Below are 15,114 nucleotides of genomic sequence, written 5' to 3'. Positions count from 1 at the left end.
GGTGGCCACCAAGCTGGTCGCCCCCGGCTACATCGTCCACGGCGCCGCCAGGCGTGCGGAACGATTGTCCGATGTGGCCGATGTCCGCCCGTTGTCGATGGATGTCACGGACGACGCGGCCCGGCCTCAGCCACGTCACCGCGAGCTGCCACGGCGAAACCGGTCCCTCGGCCCGGCGCGTCGTCTTCGACCAGGTCGCCGGCACCGTCACCGGCATACCTCCACGGCCGGCTGAGCACATGCCTCACATCTCACCGGCTCTCGTGTCCGACGGCTGGTTCCGTGGCCGCACCGGCGCGATGCGAATCGCGAACTCGTTCGGCGACCGCACCGCCCTGTTGTGCCAGTTGCACGTTGTGCACGAGGACGGGTCCACGACTGTGTTGGGCACCGATTCCTCGTGGACGACCACACCGGCGTGGATCACGGCGGATCTCATGGACGGCCAGGCAACAGACCTCCGGCGGGCGATGCCCGGTTGGTCTGCTCCCGGCTACCTGGACGAGTCCTGGCCCAAGGCCGCAGTCGTGAGCGGTGGGATCTACGACGACTTCGCCCGGCTCACCGCATCACCGGCACCGCCAGTACGGCGCATCGAGGAATTGACGCCGGTGTCGGTCACCGAGCTGCCGTCGGGACGGCAGGTCATCGACCTCGGGCAGAACATCAACGGCTGGCTGAAGCTCGACGTTCCCTCTGGAGATCGCCTTGTACTGGCTCATGGCGAGGCACTCAGCCCGGACGGTGACGTGACCGTCGAACATCTGCGCGGGGTCGACTGGCAGACCCGTGAACCGCTCTCGGCCGGTCAGATCGACCAGGTGATCTCCGGCGGACAGGCGAACGAGGTTTTCGAGCCGCGGCACACGACGCACGGATTCCAGTACGTCAGCGTGGAAGGCGCGTCGCGTCCACTCACACCGGACGACGCGCGGGGCGTCGTCGTGCACACCGACCTCCGCCGCACCGGCCGGTTCCGTTGCAGCGACGAACGGATCAACAAGCTGCACGAGGCCGCGGTGTGGAGCTTCCGCGACAACGCCTGCGACATCCCTACCGACTGTCCTCAACGCGAGCGGGCCGGCTGGACCGGCGACTGGATGCTGTACGTGCCCACAGCCGCATTCCTCTACGACGTAGCGGGATTCTCGGTGAAGTGGCTGCGCGACCTCGCGGTTGACCAGTGGGACAACGGCTGCCTGACAAACTTTGCACCCGACCCAGGCGGACGCGCCGTCCAGCACCTGCCACCGGAGATCCTGGACCAGTTCGCTGGCTCCTCCGGGTGGGGCGACGCGTCGGTGATCGTGCCGTGGGAGCTGTACCTCGTCTACGACGACCTCGACGTGCTCGAGGAGTTCCGGCCGATGATGACCCGCTGGGTCGACTTCGCCGCCGAACGCGCCCGCACCCGAAGCCACCCAAGCCGTACGGCCCAGGCGCCACACCACGAATTCGTCTGGGACGGCGGCTTCCACTGGGGCGAATGGTGCGAGCCGCACGTCGACGAAGAGGCCTTCCGCACAGCGGACCACGGCGCGGTGGCAACCGCGTACCTGTACCGCTCGGCATCGCTGCTTTCCCGGATCTGCGCCCTCACCCGACACCACCACGACGCCGACCGCTACGCGCTCCTCGCGGCGAACACGCTCAACGCCTGGCGCACGGAGTTCATCGCCGACGACGGCTCGTTGATCCCGAACACCCAGGCGACGTACGTACGGGCGCTCGCTTTCGGCCTGGTTCCCGATGATCTGCGCACAGCCACCGCGGACCGGCTCGTCAGGCTGATCCGCGCCGCAGACATCCACCTGGGCACCGGATTCCTCGCCACGCCGTATCTCCTGCCCGTGCTCGCGGACACCGGGCACCTCGACGTAGCCTACGAGTTGTTGTTCCAGGACACCGAACCGTCGTGGCTGACCATGATCGACCGCGAGGCGACCACGATCTGGGAACACTGGGACGGCCTCGACGAGCACGGCACCCCGCACGCCTCGCTCAACCACTACAGCAAGGGCGCGGTCATCTCGTTCCTGCACCGCCACACCGCGGGAATCCGGCTGCTCGACGATGCACCGGGATACCGCCACTTCGAGGTGCGTCCACAGCCGGGTGGCGGCCTCACGTGGGCAGAGGCCGAGCTCGACTCCGTGCACGGGCAGATCGCGACGCACTGGCGGATCACAGAAGGCCGGTTCCACCTGTCCGTCACCATCCCGCCGGCAACAACCGCGACCGTGACGATGCCGGATGGACGGACCTACACAGCAGTCCCCGGCACACATTTGGACAGCTGCGACGCGTAGGCCGCGCGACGACCACATCTTGGCGTGCGCAGCGCCGACACGGGTGCTGACCCTGCGGGGGCGCCGAAACACGGCCCAGCAGCCTGACCTCCGCATCAGGCTGCTGCAGGTCCGAACTCGTCGATCAGCTGCGGCAGGCCGGCGATTCGGTGTTCCGGGTCAGCGAGGGCGGTATCCGCAGCCGCGCCTTTGCCACGGCGATCGCAACACCCTCGCAGCGGACGCAGCTCCCATCCGACATCGCGGCCAGCAGCGACGGACATCAGGCCTTCGCCGACCCACCGCCGCGCCACGGCGGTCACGCGGTCCAGGAACGCGCTCCTGGACGAGAACGGCGCCGCCACCCACACCTCGTCGAGGAACCACGGCGTCAGGCGTGCGGCGCACGGTGAGCGCGGCCCGCCCGCGTCCGTGGCGAGCCGCGTTGGTCAGCACCTCCTGCACCACCCGATAGCCGGTCACCGACACCAGGTCCGGTACGTCCTCGTGGTCGAGTCGCGCCTCGACCTCCACACCGCCTCGGCGGACGGCCTCGACCAGATCACGACGCGGTCGAGTCCAGGGGCAGCGGTGTCGTCGCCGTCGGCCCGCAACACTCGCAGGATGCCGGCCATCTCCCGCAGCACGGCGCGGGCGGCTGTCTCGGTCTCCACCAAGGCGTGCTCCGAGAGGTCGGGGTCGGTGCGCAGGGCGCGGCGGGCCAGTCCAGCGTGGACGTTGATGACCGCGACGTGGTCACCTACTACATCGTGCAGCTCTCGGGCGATGCGCAACCGCTCCTCCACGACGCGCCGTCGCGCGACCGCCTCCCGCATCTGCTCTGCCCGCCGCGCCCGCCCTGCACGGCAAGCACGTAGTCACGGCGGGAGCGAACGGCGTGGCCGACGGCCACCGCCCCGTCGTCCAAGCGATCATCGCCGCCACGTTCGCCTCGACTGCGGATCCGCGACCGCGCAACACCAACGGCAGGCAGAACATCAGCGCGGTGGCGACAGCCGCGACCATCCACTCCCTCCTCCGGGCGGTCGACACCACGTGCAGCAGGACGAGCTGGTTCTGCGGTGCACTTCGGGCTTGAACTCGTCGGCGAGCCTCGGCTCGGCTGGGTGGACCGCTCGATGGGGTGCCGCGATCGGCGGGGGCGACTCGGGCAAGATCCGTGATGCCATGATCAGTGGTGCGGTCGGTGGCGTGATCGGTGGTGTCAGCGGAGGCCTTGTGGGCAAAGGAATCAGCAAGCTCATTTGATCGGATCGTGAGGAGCGAGATGGATCCGAGGATTCGCAACGGCATGGTGGCCATGTTCTTGACGAGTGCCGCTGGAGTGGCCACCCTGCTGCTCGAATGGCCACTGGTCGTGCCGATCGTGCTATTCCTTGGTGCTTGTCTGGCGGGCGCGTACGTGGTGAGACAGTCCCTGCGTCGCCGTTGACGCGAGGCCGGCGATAGTAGACACGGCCGGGCGTGTCGTAGCGGAGCTGGACGATGGCCATCACATGCAGCACCCGGTTGATCTTGCGGTTGCCGGCCCGCGACAGCCGATGCCGTCGTTGATCACCGGAAGACGCCTCCAGCGGCGCCGTGCCGTTCCAGGACGCGAACCGGCCCTTGTCGATGAACCGGCCGATGTCCGCGATGTCGCCGAGCAGGTGCGCCGCGCTGGACGGGCCGACCCCGGTCAACTCCATCAGGGTGCTGCCGCTGGCGTCGACCAGCTCGCGCAACTCGGTGTTGGCGGACTTGATCCGTTTGTCGACGTGCTCCAGTTCGGTGACCAGGTCGGCGGCCAGCCGCTGGCGCGTGCGGCCCACGACACCCCGCGGCCGCACCGACGCCAGCAGGGCCCGGGCCTGGGCGGCGGACAGGAACTTCTTCGCCCCACCGGGAAGCAGTTCCAGCAGCAGGCGGTGTAGCCGGTTGACGGTCTGGGTGCGGACGTGGCCCAGTTCGTCGCGGCAATTCCCTCGAGGCGGAGAAAGATCCCCAGAGCCCGCACCAACTCGACGTGCTCATCCGACTCGTGTGCATACGAGATGAACACCCGGCGCGGACGGTCATCGGCTCGCTCGTCACCGCCATGACCGCCCTCCTCGGTACCTGTTCAAGCGCCTGTTAGCGTCACGACGATGGCTGAGTCCGGCAGGCGCTTCGTCAACATCGTGGAAGGTGACGTCCACGGCACCCTGGTGCAGCTCGGTGAGCTGCACGGTGATCTCCACGTCCACCAGGAGCCGCGCGCGCCGCTGACGTTGCCGGGGCGTTCGTCGTGGCCGCCGCTGGCCGGGGCGTTCGAACAACGGGGTGCCTGCGTGGAGTTGGCCGACGCGGTGGAGGCGGTGCACACCGTTGTGCTGTCCGGGATGGGTGGGATCGGCAAGTCGCAGCTGGCCGTGTGGCTGGCGGAGCAGGTGTGGGCCGCAGGCGCTGCGGACTTGGTGCTGTGGCTGACCGCGTCATCGCGCAGCGGGCTGGTCTGGGAGTACGCGCGGTGGGCCGCGGTGGTGACAGGCGTCGACGACCGTGATCCGGAAGCGGGTGCGCGCAGGCTGCTGGACTGGCTGGCGGCCACGTCCGCGCGCTGGCTGATCGTGCTGGACGACCTCCAGTCACCGCAGGATCTGGCGACGCTCTGGCCGCCGCGCAACGCCACCGGACGGGTGGTCGTGACGACACGACGCCGCGACGCCGCGTTGCGGAGCGCGGGGCGGCGGGTGCTGCACGTAGACCCGTTCACGCCGCAGGAGTCCGAGTCCTATCTGCTGACGACACTCGCCGACACTCTGAATGCCGCCGAAGGCGCCGCGGATTTGGGCGCGGAACTGGGCCACCTGCCGCTCGCGCTCGCCCAGGCGGCCGCTGTTGTGGTGGAGCAGGAGAAGACCTGCGCGTGGTACCTGGCGGAGCTCAGGGACAGGCGGCGGGCGCTGGACGCTCTGGGCCGGACCCTGGACATGCTGCCCGACGACCAGGAGCACACGGTGGCCGCCGCCTGGTCGCTGTCGGTGGAGCAGGCGGACCGCATGGAACCGGCAGGGCTCGCGGGCCGAGTGCTCGCCGCGCTCGCGCTGCTCGACCCGCACGGCGCACCGGAGGCGATCCTCACCGCGGCGCCCGTGGCGGAGCGGCTGGGTGCGGACGTCGAGCAGGTGCGGCAGGCGCTGAGGAACTTGCACAAGCTGAGCCTGCTGACGCACAGCCCGCACGAGACGCACACTGAGGTGAGAGTGCACGTGCTGGTGCAACGGGCAACCCGTGACCAGTACCCGGCATCGGTTGCGGCGGAATTCCCGCGTGCCGTGGCGACGGCGCTGCTGACTCTCTGGCCGCCGGTCGAGCGGGACATCGGACTCGCCCATGTGCTGCGCCGCAACACCTCGGCACTGCACCGCGCGGCGGGCGAGGCTCTGTGGCAGCCTGAACCTCACCCGGTCCTGGTGTTCGCCGAGAACTCGCTGGCCTCCAGCGGCCAGCTGACCGCGGCGCTGGACCACTTCGCCGAACTGCGGGCGAGGGCCATGAACACTTTGGCACCGGATCACCCGTACACGCTGTCCATCCGCTTCGCGATCGCCCACTGGCTGGCCACGACCAGCGACATCAAGACCGCCGCTGCGGAGTACGAGTCGGTCCTGTCGGCTCGGCAACGCGTGCTCGGAGCCGACCACCCCGATACGCTCACGACCCGCGCAGCACTGGCCCGGCTACGCGGTTTCGCCGGTGACGCGGCCGGGGCACTGGCCGTCTCCGACGACCTCGTCGCGCGGTGGCAACACGCCGCCGAACCCGACCGCCTCCAGGTGGTTCTCCTGCGCACCGACCGCGCCACCTGGCTCGGCACGACCGAGGGACCGGCACGTGCGCTGGCGGAGCTCGACGCACTGCTCGACGAGCACCTACCGGCCCTGGGCCCGAACAACCCGCTGCTGCTCGCCGCACGCGGGCACCGCGCGCTGTGGCAGCACCTGTCCGGCGACACCACCGGCGCGGCGTCGGCGATGGAGCAGGTGATCGAGGATCACACGACGGTCCTCGGGCCGCTGCATCCGCAGACTCTGGCCCTGCGCGGAAGTCTCGCCCACCTCCGGGCGGTGACCCACGGTCCTGCCCACGGGGTGAGCGAGCTCGAAACCCTGCTCGACGACCAGCTCCAGGTCTTCGACGCCGAGCACCCGCAGGTGCGCGGCACACGCCACGCGATCACCGTCATGCGCGAAGCCGCTCCACCGCCCGAACCACAGTAACTGCCCGCCGACGACGACAGGTTCCGCGACCTCACTGCTCTTGATGTTTACGTGGTGGATGGCTCGGTGATGGTCGCTCAGAGCGGTGGTGGTCCATGAGCCCAGACTGTCGAGAGTGGCAGTGAGGCCGGTCGGACAGTCGTGACAGCGGTACGGAGCCCGAGCCCTCCTCAGTGTGGTGCGCGGGTGGTGTCGTACTCGAAGTTCGAGGCGGCGCTGGAACTGTCCTGAACTTCGCGAATGCGGCGTTCCGTTGCGTCCTGGTGCCGGGCTCACCGCACCGAGGTCGATGCCGATCCGTGTTCGCCGATCTGGCCGGCACGCGCGTGCGTGCCCGAAGCGGTGGTTGGTGTTGGTGTGCCGCGCCATCGCGAAACGCCTCGGTGGCGATCAAGATCGTCCGGAAGGTCTGGTGCGAGCTTAGCCGTCAGAGCCAACCTCGGTCACGGGCGGTGTTCGCCGCTTCGGACCGGTTGCGCGCTCCGAGTTTCGCCATCGCCGTCGACAGGTAGTTGCGGACTGTCCCCTCCGCGAGGTTGAGCCTGGCCGCGATCTCGGCGTTGCCGGCGCCGGTGGTGACCTCGCGCAGCAGTTCACGTTCCCGTGACGTGAGCGGGTCGGCGTGGTCCCACGCGGCCATCGCGAGCTCGGGCGCGACGACACGTTCACCGGCGTGCACCCGGCGCAGGGCGCAGACGAGGTCAGCGATCGGCGCGTCCTTGAACACGTAGCCCACCACGCCGGACTCCATCGCGCGCCGCAGGTAGCCGCTGCGGGCGAACGTCGTGATGATCAGGACTCGCGTGGGATCGCCACGGCGGCTCAGCTCCCGCGCGACGTCGAGGCCCGTGAGACCGGGCATCTCGATATCGGTGAGCAGCACGTCAGGCCGGTATTCCGCAACGGCCGCAAGGGCTTCGTCACCATTGCCCGCGGTCGCGACGACCGTGACGTCGGGCTGGAGGTCCAGCAGCTGGGCGAACGCGCCACGCACCATCGTCTGATCCTCGGCCAGCACCACCCTGATCACGTGGCCACCCGCAGCGGGACGGCGATCGTGACCGTGGTGCCCGCCGAGCCAGTGCGCCGCACCAGTCCGCCGAGCGCGGCGATCCGCTCGCGCATGCCGGTCAGCCCGTTGCCCTCCTGCGCGTCGCTGCCGACGCCGTCGTCGGCGACCACCAGGCGCAGCTCGCCGTCGCGGGCCTCGACCCCGATGTGGCACGTCGTCGCGCTCGCGTGCCGGGCGACGTTGGTGACGGCCTCCCGCAACGCGAGCGCCAGCTCGTGCTCGGTCGAGCCGACGATCACGAGGTCCGGATCCTGCCGCACCACGACGTCGACGCCGAGGCTCGTCAACGTGGCACGGGCCGACTCCAGCTCGGTCTCGAGACTCGCGCTGCGCCAGCCGGTGACGGCGTCGCGGATCTCGCCCAGCGCCGCGCGGGCGGTGCGCTCGATCTCCGCCGCTTCCTCGTGCACCCGTGTGGGATCCGCGGCGACCAGCTGGGCGCGGACGATGATCGCGGTCAGCGTGTGGCCGAGCAGATCGTGGAGGTCGCGGGCGATGCGCTCACGTTCCGCGAGGGTGGCGAGATGTTCGATCCGCACATTTCGGATGCGCAGCTCGGCGGCCTCGCGTTCCCGTTCGGCCCACTCGACCTGCAGGATGCCGATCAGCCACAGGAAGATCAACGACGGGAGCAACCCCCACAGCCGGTAAGGCATCTCGACCACCGACACCACGGTAAACAGGCAGATCAGCGCGGACAGGCCGACGAACCACCGCATCGCCAGACGCCGGGACTCCGACAGACCCGCGAACGCCGCCGCGTAGACGAAGAGCACCGCGGCGCCGGTGTTGAACGGTGTCACAAGCGCGCCGAGCACCACCGTCGGCACCGTGCAACGCCAGCGGACCAGCGACGGCCGCTGCCACGCCAGCACGTACATCGGCACGAAGGCCGCGACCACGCCGGCCACGAGCACCCAGTCCACCCAGCCCGTGTCCGGGTCGAACACCGGTGCCCACAACAGGTTCCCGAGATAGAACAGGTGGAACCAGCGCGAGATCCCTGCGACTTTTTTCATGACCGGGCATGACGATACGACAACGCGGCCAGCGCCGCGGCCACGATCGTCGTGCCGAGCAGCACGAGCACGTGCGTGAGCACGGGTGCACCGGTCAGCTGGGCGAGCGCCAGCCGGGCCAGGTGGTAGGTGGGCAGGAACGGCGCGATGTCACCGAAGAACGCAGGCATGATCTCGAGCGGCATCCACAGCCCGGACAGGACGGCCGACGGGATGAGGATCGCGTTGAGCACAGCGGTCGCAGCGCCTGCCCCAGTCTGGAACCCGACCGCCAGGCTCAGCAACGCGAACGGCAACGCGCCCACCATCAGCACAGCGAGAATCCGCAGGAGCGCGGTCACCGGCGCGTCCAGCGCACCGGTGACCGCCGCGGTCGCCGTCATCGCGAGCAGCACACCCGCCGCGTAAGGCAGCGCGGCGACCACCTTCGCCGCAAGCGTCACACCGATCGGCACCGCGGACACCTGTTTCGCCCGCAGCCACCCGCGTTCCCGATCGGCCGCGACGCCGATGCCGGGATTCATCAGCACGACCGACACCACGCCGAACGCGCCGAACGTGGCGACCATCGTGGTGCCTGCCGACAACCCTCCGCTGCTGAACTTTCCGAACAGGGACACGAAAAGCCCGAAGAACGCCACCGGCATCACGATGGAGAAGAACAGCGCCGTGGGCTCGCGCACGATGCCCCTCAGCTCGTCCGTGAGCTCGACGCCGAAGACCTTCCCAGAAATGTGCACAGTCACGCCGCACCCCTCTCCCTTTTGATCAAACCCGCCACTGCCTCTTCCAGCCCGGCGCCCTCGACCCGCAGATCACTCAGACCGGGGTCCTGCGCGAGCAGCACCCGCAACAACGCCTCCGGCGTACGAGTGCCCAGATGAACGTGCTCGCCGTCGTTGCGCACCGACACCACACCCGGCAACATCGCGAGCCGGTCCCGGCCCAGTGCCGTCCGCGCGATCACCGTGCGGTCCGGCAACCGAGCCACCAGTTCGTCCGGCGTGCCGCCGGCGAGCACGCGACCGTGATCGAGCACCACCACGCGATCGGCGACGGCCGAAGACTCCTCGATGAGGTGCGTGGTGACCAGCACGCCGGTACCCCGCTCCCGGCGCTGCGCCAGCAGCTGCCAGAACCTCTTGCGGGCAGGCACGTCGAGGCCCGCGGTCGGCTCGTCCAGCACCAGCAACCTCGGATCGGCGACCAGCGCCATGGCGAGCTGCAGCCGCTGTTTCTGGCCACCCGACAGCTTGGCCGCGCGCCGCCCGGCCAAGTCGGTCAGGTCCAGCTCGGCCATGACCGGCCCGGAGGCCGACCTCGGCATCCCCGCGCGCACCGCGGCGCCGGTGACCAGCTCGACCACCTTCAGCGTGGTCGGGAACCCGAGGGACTGCTGCACCACACCAAGCCGCCTACGCGTCGACGCAATGCGCGGGTCACCGCCGCAGACGCGGACCCGGCCCTCCTTCGCGGGCAACAACCCGACCACCAGGTTCACCAGCGTCGTCTTGCCCGCGCCGTTCGGCCCGAGCAACGCCACGCACTCCCCCGCCCCGACATCGAGATCGACGCCGGCCAGGGCCGGCGTCGATCCGTAGCTGTGCCGCGCCCTACGTACTTCGAGCACTGTTTCCATGGGGCTCAGCCTGACCGGGTGAGGTGGGCGCCAGTAGTGAGGCGGAGTCACCGGTTGGTGATGACAAATGTCAACACCACAGCGTGCTCGGGACGCTGAGGTTGCGCCTCTGACCTGTTTCGTCACTCGGCCTGGCGGGGTATCTGGTCCGTTCGAGGGTTGAGCGGAAGGCGCACAGTGGATCCTGGCCCCCTGTTGTACACCGGCGCGGGCCTCGCGACGCTCGCCGCTGCTCTGCTGCCGCGGCTGCTTGCGCGCGCGCCGATCTCCATGCCGATGCTCTTCCTGGGCGCGGGCGCCCTGACGTTCTCAGTGGTGGATCCGCTGCCCGATCCCGACCCTGCCCGGCACAGCAGCGTGCTCCTGCACCTGACCGAGATCTGCGTGATCATCTCGTTGATGGGAGCGGGCCTCGCCCTGAACCGCGTGGTCGGTCTGCGCAACTGGGCGAGCACCTGGCGCCTGCTCGCCATCACCATGCCGCTGTCCATGCTCGCCGTCGGCGTGCTCGGCTGGGCCGCGCTCGGCCTCGGCGTCGCGGCCTCTGTTCTGCTCGCGGCCGCCCTTGCCCCCACCGATCCCGTGCTCGCGAGCGAGGTTCAGGTCGCCGAACCAGCGGAGAACCCGGAGTCCGACGAGGACGAGGCGCGGTTCGCACTGACCTCCGAGGCCGGGCTCAACGACGGGCTGGCCTTCCCGTTCACCTACGCCGCCATCGCGATCAGCGTCGCCGGAGCCGCGCCGTCGGGGTGGCTCGGGCATTGGCTCGCCGTGGACGTGCTCTGGCGGCTCGTCTCCGCACTGGCCGTCGGCCTGGTCATCGGCTGGGCATTGGGCAAGCTGTTCTTCTCGGCGCCGTCGAAGAAGTTGCGCCTGGCCGAGCACGCGGAAGGCTTCGTCGCGCTCGCGGCGACCTTCCTCGCCTACGGGATCACCGAGCTGATCGAGGGCTACGGGTTCATCGCGGTCTTCGTGTGCGCCTGCGCGGTCAGGGCCAGCGAACGCCGCCACGGCTATCACCAGGTGCTGCACCGCTACGTCGAGCAGGCCGAGCGGATGCTCACCGTGCTGATCGTCTTCCTGCTCGGCGGCGCCGCGGCCACCGGTCTGTTCTCTGGCCTCAGGTGGCCCGAGGTCGTGGTCGCCGCGGTGGTCCTGCTGCTGGTGCGGCCGTTGGCGGGGTGGGCCGGTCTGCTCGGCGGCGGAACCGGCCCGCGGGAACGAGCAGTCATCGCGTTCTTCGGTGTGCGCGGCGTCGGATCGTTGTTCTACCTCGTCTACGCCCTGCAAGCGGGCAAGTTCGCCGAGCAGAACGCGCTGTGGCGGGTCGTCGGGCTCGTCGTGATCGGCTCGATCCTCCTGCACGGGGTCTCCGCGTCTCCGATCATGTGGCTACTCGACCGGAAACGCCAGCGAAAGGCACGAGCTCGGCACGACGAGACGTCTCGCACCCACGTGTGACGGCCGGACGAGCCACCATCTACCTGCCTGGTACCAGGACGGCGGGAGATCACGGCCGATTCGGGGAGGGGTCTCGTCGGCGGACGAGTGCAGATCGGTGAGGTGGCAGAACGGACCAGCCTGTCGTTGCGCATGATCCGCTGCTACGACAAGCACCTCGACGGCCTCACGGAGTTCCGGATCGCGGATGAACTGAGCCGGGTTGCACGCGGACCGGACCAGACGAGGGGCTGCGGTCTTGCTGGAGTCGCGCTCTCAACGCCACTTGGCTCAGTTGGTCCACGGGCGACCCCGTGAGTCGATCACGGTTACGTCCCTGGGAATGCCGAACGCGACGAGCGAGGCCAGGATCGTCGGTCTTACCCCTGACAGTTCGATGAGAACGCCATTCCCGAGGGTGCGGCGTAACAGCCTGACGAGCATGACCAGTTGCGCACCAGGGGCAGTCGGAGCGCCGGCCAGATCTACCGTGAGTTTCTTGATCGAGTGAAGATCTGGTTCGTCGGGATCGTCCGTCATCGCTGCTCGGCCCGTCCGGCGGCCGCATTGTCGCCGCAGGCGCCCCGGACGAGGTCGCCGCAACCGGCACCAAAACCGCGACCTACTTGCGCCACGCTCTCGGCCGCTGACCACCAGCCAGCACCGTGTGCGTGTGGAAAACCCGCATCCGTGCAGGTTAGGCGGCATGTGAATCGTCGTGGATGAACACGCCGAGACGGTCCGGCCGATTTACGGTGAGACGTTCGATCTGGCCGGGTTTGAGGACCTGGGCCGAGGTCCACAGGGTTGCTGCGGCGGCCACTGGACGGCGGATCCGCTGCTCGTCAAGGTGCCGCTCGTGCTCGCGCACGGCATGCCGCAGGTAGGCCTGATCCTGATTGGCGTGCAATCCAGCAGTTCAGCGCGAAGAGGGCTGACCCAGCGTTCGATGAAGAAAGGTATGCGTGGAATCCGGACACCGCCGACACAGTAGCGATCCCCGCGATGTCGCGGCTCTAGCCAATCGCAGCGGGGCGACAGTGCCGAAACGGCAGCAACACTCCCCTGTGTTCGGATGGTGACGAGCCGGCGCATGAGGGCGCTGGTGTGGCCGCCGAGGTTGTCCCACACGAGCACGATCGGCCCGCCGAGTTGCTGATGCGCGGCATCCAGCAGGGCGGCGAAGTCGTGTTCGCGGAAGCCTTTCTTCTCGCCCTTGCGGCCTCGGTGCAGCATCATCCGGTAGATCAGCCGTGATTTCTCGCCCGCTTTGTAGCAGGTCATGGCCGCGATCGAGATCCGGCCCGAGCCCTTGGCCGTCACCGCGACCACGGGCGTGTGCCCGCGCGGAGCCCGTTTCCTCCAGGCGGCCACCGCGTCGTCATCGCGTTCCGCGGCGCGGTGGATCGGCACCTGGGGAGTCCAGCCCAGCCGGTGCAGCAGCAACGCCACACCCTTGAGGCTGTAGGAGACGTGAAACATCCGCCCGATCAGTTTCGCCACCCTGGCGAGCGTCCACCGCTGATCCTCGGCCCAGGCCGCCGCCGGACCGTCCAGCAAGGCCTGATGGCGATCCACGCCGCCTGTGCGTGGACTCCGCTGGTCACTGGCCTTCGGTCCCTCAGCCATCCGCCCGCCCGGACCCCGCGGTCGCCACGGTTCCCCGCGGAGAATCCCGTGAGCACCGTCCGCCAGCCCAGGGCGTCTGTGGTCGCCCAGAGTGTCCCCCGCCAGTTCAGCCGACACCCGGTCACCGTGCGGTTCACCGTCGCAGAACAGCTCGTCCGGCGGGAGTCGGTCGTGCCCGCCGAGGTCGAGTTCGTCGTGGTGGCACGCACCCGCGCGGTCCTGCGGCCGCTGAGACTCACCGGACTGGACCGCAAGTTCGACGTGATCCCCGACCTGGGTGCCCAACGATGAGAGTGGTGTCAGTCCTGTCGGCCGGCTGCCATGCGCTCGCGGAGGCTGCGCGGCCGCATGTCGGTCCACACCTCGTCGACGTAGGACACGCAGTCCTCCTTGCTCCCTTCCGTACCGGTGGCGCGCCAACCAGCGGGGACGTCCTGAACCGCCGGCCACAGTGAGTACTGCTCCTCGTCGTTGATCAGAACCTGGTACCTGACGTCCTCGTCCATGTCGTCATCGTCCTTTCGTGGTTTCTGCTTCTGATGCGTCCGTCGCGACGGTCTCGTCGCGAGGGAACGAACGCATGGTGGGACTGAGGGTGGTGATGACCGCGATGACGGCGATGGCGGCGGCGATCAGCAGGACCGCACGAGTACCGGACACCGCCTGCACGAGCAGGCCACCGAACGCCGGACCCGCCGCGGCGGACACCCCGGAGATCATCCCCATCACACCGCTCAGCCTGCCGCGCAAGCGATCGGGCGTCAGCAAGAGCTGGTAGGTGTTGATCGTCGTGTTCGCGGTCGGCGGCAGCAGGGCCATCGCGAAGAACAGTGCTCCCATCAGCAGGCCGCTGTCGATGAACACCGCTAGCGGGGTGAGCGCCGCCAGCGCCCAGAACACCCCGATGATCGATGTGTAGGGACTCACCACTCGATGCAGGTACGGCGCGAGCAGAGCACCGAGAATGCCGCCCACGCCGAGCATCGCCGCCATGACGCCGATCTCGCCCGGCGACACTCCCCTGCCGGCGACCAGCACGATGATGACGATGTAGTAGGCGCTGAAGAAGAAGTTGAGGCTCACCGCACACAGCACCGTGACCCGGACGTGCCGCTGCCGCCAGACCCAGCGCAGGCCTTCGACCATCTCCCCACCCAGATGGCTGCCTGGTTCCTGCTCGATGTCGCTGTGCGGCACGCGGACGAACAACAACGCCACGAACGAGATCGTGTGCGTGAGCACGTTGAACGCGAACGGCACCAGTCTTCCCACCGCGAAAAGGAAACCGCCCAACGCCGTGCCCGACAGCTGCCCCACCGAACCACGGGCGGAGTTCATCGCCAGCGCCCTCGACAACTGCTCCTGCGGCACGATCCGCACCAGCGAGGCACTTTCCGCAGGTCCGAACAGGGCGTTGCAGACACCCATCAGCGCCGCCACCACCACCATGTGCAGCACGCTCGGCACATCCAGCCACAACGCGAAGACGAGGCTGGCGACCGCCAATGCCTGCGTTGCCTCCGCGATGAGCATGAGCTTCTTTCGGTTCCAGCGATCCACCAGTGCGCCGCCGGGGACGCCCACCAGGACCTGGGCTGTCGCTTCGACCCCCAGCACCAGCCCGGTCATCGCGGGCGACCCGGTGACGGCTAGCACCAGCAGGGGGAACGCGATCATCGACGCGCTGAACCCCGCCCCCGACAACGCCTGGCTGATCCACAACAGCCGGTAGTCGCGGTTGCGGGACAGCGGAACAGTCATGGCT

The 15,114-nt window shown here is 68.9% G+C and carries 14 protein-coding genes; 5 read left to right on the top strand and 9 right to left on the bottom strand.

Translation table 11 applies throughout. The features are described 5' to 3' along the window. The first annotated feature begins 101 nt into the window (after window positions 1-101). Complete coding sequence (locus tag DI276_RS25640; protein WP_232836908.1) at window positions 102-2,309, top strand: family 78 glycoside hydrolase catalytic domain; 2,208 nt, start codon at window positions 102-104, stop codon at window positions 2,307-2,309. Between the two features lie 458 nt (window positions 2,310-2,767). On the opposite strand, the gene DI276_RS25630 is transcribed toward DI276_RS25640, so the two are convergent. Continuing rightward, window positions 2,768-3,124: a histidine kinase gene (locus tag DI276_RS25630; RefSeq protein ID WP_112267782.1), complete on the bottom strand. Its 357-nt coding sequence runs from the start codon at window positions 3,122-3,124 to the stop codon at window positions 2,768-2,770. 162 nt (window positions 3,125-3,286) lie between these two features. Continuing rightward, the gene (locus tag DI276_RS51235) at window positions 3,287-3,946 is read right to left on the bottom strand and encodes an IS110 family transposase (protein WP_232836941.1); all 660 of its coding nucleotides are present in this window, start codon (window positions 3,944-3,946) and stop codon (window positions 3,287-3,289) included. Here DI276_RS51235 and DI276_RS52345 point away from each other — a divergent pair. Both DI276_RS52345 and DI276_RS25620 read left to right on the top strand, forming a co-directional pair. Next, complete coding sequence (locus DI276_RS52345) at window positions 3,851-4,222, top strand: hypothetical protein (protein WP_232836945.1); 372 nt, start codon at window positions 3,851-3,853, stop codon at window positions 4,220-4,222. The two genes, DI276_RS51235 and DI276_RS52345, sit on opposite strands and share 96 nt — an antisense overlap. Window positions 4,223-4,435: 213 nt before the next feature. After that, window positions 4,436-6,550: an NB-ARC domain-containing protein gene (locus DI276_RS25620; protein WP_112267780.1), complete on the top strand. Its 2,115-nt coding sequence runs from the start codon at window positions 4,436-4,438 to the stop codon at window positions 6,548-6,550. Between the two features lie 427 nt (window positions 6,551-6,977). On the opposite strand, the gene DI276_RS25615 is transcribed toward DI276_RS25620, so the two are convergent. From DI276_RS25615 to DI276_RS25600, 4 genes are read right to left on the bottom strand one after another with little or no spacing between them, the layout of a single operon-like run. Beyond that, a complete protein-coding gene (locus DI276_RS25615; protein ID WP_112267778.1) occupies window positions 6,978-7,580 on the bottom strand; it encodes a response regulator transcription factor in 603 nt (200 codons plus the stop codon). Next, window positions 7,577-8,641 (bottom strand): sensor histidine kinase, encoded by a 1,065-nt coding sequence (locus DI276_RS25610; RefSeq protein ID WP_112267776.1) that lies wholly within the window; start codon window positions 8,639-8,641, stop codon window positions 7,577-7,579. Before DI276_RS25610 ends, DI276_RS25615 begins: the two co-directional genes overlap by 4 nt. Continuing rightward, on the bottom strand, window positions 8,638-9,387 hold the full coding sequence (locus DI276_RS25605; RefSeq protein WP_232836907.1) for an ABC transporter permease: 750 nt from the start codon (window positions 9,385-9,387) through the stop codon (window positions 8,638-8,640). The genes DI276_RS25610 and DI276_RS25605 overlap by 4 nt, the downstream gene beginning before the upstream one ends. Next, complete coding sequence (locus DI276_RS25600; protein ID WP_112267774.1) at window positions 9,384-10,280, bottom strand: ABC transporter ATP-binding protein; 897 nt, start codon at window positions 10,278-10,280, stop codon at window positions 9,384-9,386. Before DI276_RS25600 ends, DI276_RS25605 begins: the two co-directional genes overlap by 4 nt. A 177-nt stretch (window positions 10,281-10,457) precedes the next feature. On the opposite strand from DI276_RS25600, the gene DI276_RS25595 reads away from it, so the two are divergent. After that, a complete protein-coding gene (locus DI276_RS25595) occupies window positions 10,458-11,741 on the top strand; it encodes a cation:proton antiporter (RefSeq protein ID WP_198680894.1) in 1,284 nt (427 codons plus the stop codon). A gap of 729 nt (window positions 11,742-12,470) precedes the next feature. On the opposite strand, the gene DI276_RS25590 is transcribed toward DI276_RS25595, so the two are convergent. Continuing rightward, window positions 12,471-13,298 (bottom strand): winged helix-turn-helix domain-containing protein, encoded by an 828-nt coding sequence (locus DI276_RS25590; RefSeq protein ID WP_198680893.1) that lies wholly within the window; start codon window positions 13,296-13,298, stop codon window positions 12,471-12,473. Window positions 13,299-13,397: 99 nt separating this feature from the next. Between DI276_RS25590 and DI276_RS25585 the strand changes: the two genes are divergently transcribed. Then, entirely contained in the window at window positions 13,398-13,640 is a 243-nt protein-coding gene (locus DI276_RS25585; protein WP_157984929.1) for a hypothetical protein, read from the top strand. Window positions 13,641-13,648: 8 nt separating this feature from the next. Here DI276_RS25585 and DI276_RS25580 read toward each other — a convergent pair whose 3' ends face one another. Then, window positions 13,649-13,855 (bottom strand): MbtH family protein, encoded by a 207-nt coding sequence (locus tag DI276_RS25580; protein WP_112267768.1) that lies wholly within the window; start codon window positions 13,853-13,855, stop codon window positions 13,649-13,651. A gap of 4 nt (window positions 13,856-13,859) precedes the next feature. Further along, entirely contained in the window at window positions 13,860-15,110 is a 1,251-nt protein-coding gene (locus DI276_RS25575) for an MFS transporter (protein ID WP_112267766.1), read from the bottom strand. Window positions 15,111-15,114: the final 4 nt, after the last annotated feature.

Source organism: Lentzea terrae (assembly GCF_003265345.1).
GTDB lineage: Bacteria > Actinomycetota > Actinomycetes > Mycobacteriales > Pseudonocardiaceae > Lentzea > Lentzea terrae.
This window is presented reverse-complemented; position numbering and strand designations above follow the sequence as displayed.

Coding starts and splice junctions, on each gene's coding strand:
- DI276_RS25620 (WP_112267780.1), top strand. CDS start 4,436: ATGGCTGAGTCCGGCAGGCGCTTCGTCAACATCGTGGAAGGTGACGTC.
- DI276_RS25600 (WP_112267774.1), bottom strand. CDS start 10,280: ATGGAAACAGTGCTCGAAGTACGTAGGGCGCGGCACAGCTACGGATCG.
- DI276_RS52345 (WP_232836945.1), top strand. CDS start 3,851: ATGCCGTCGTTGATCACCGGAAGACGCCTCCAGCGGCGCCGTGCCGTT.
- DI276_RS25630 (WP_112267782.1), bottom strand. CDS start 3,124: ATGCGGGAGGCGGTCGCGCGACGGCGCGTCGTGGAGGAGCGGTTGCGC.
- DI276_RS25610 (WP_112267776.1), bottom strand. CDS start 8,641: ATGAAAAAAGTCGCAGGGATCTCGCGCTGGTTCCACCTGTTCTATCTC.
- DI276_RS25575 (WP_112267766.1), bottom strand. CDS start 15,110: ATGACTGTTCCGCTGTCCCGCAACCGCGACTACCGGCTGTTGTGGATC.
- DI276_RS25640 (WP_232836908.1), top strand. CDS start 102: ATGTCACGGACGACGCGGCCCGGCCTCAGCCACGTCACCGCGAGCTGC.
- DI276_RS25580 (WP_112267768.1), bottom strand. CDS start 13,855: ATGGACGAGGACGTCAGGTACCAGGTTCTGATCAACGACGAGGAGCAG.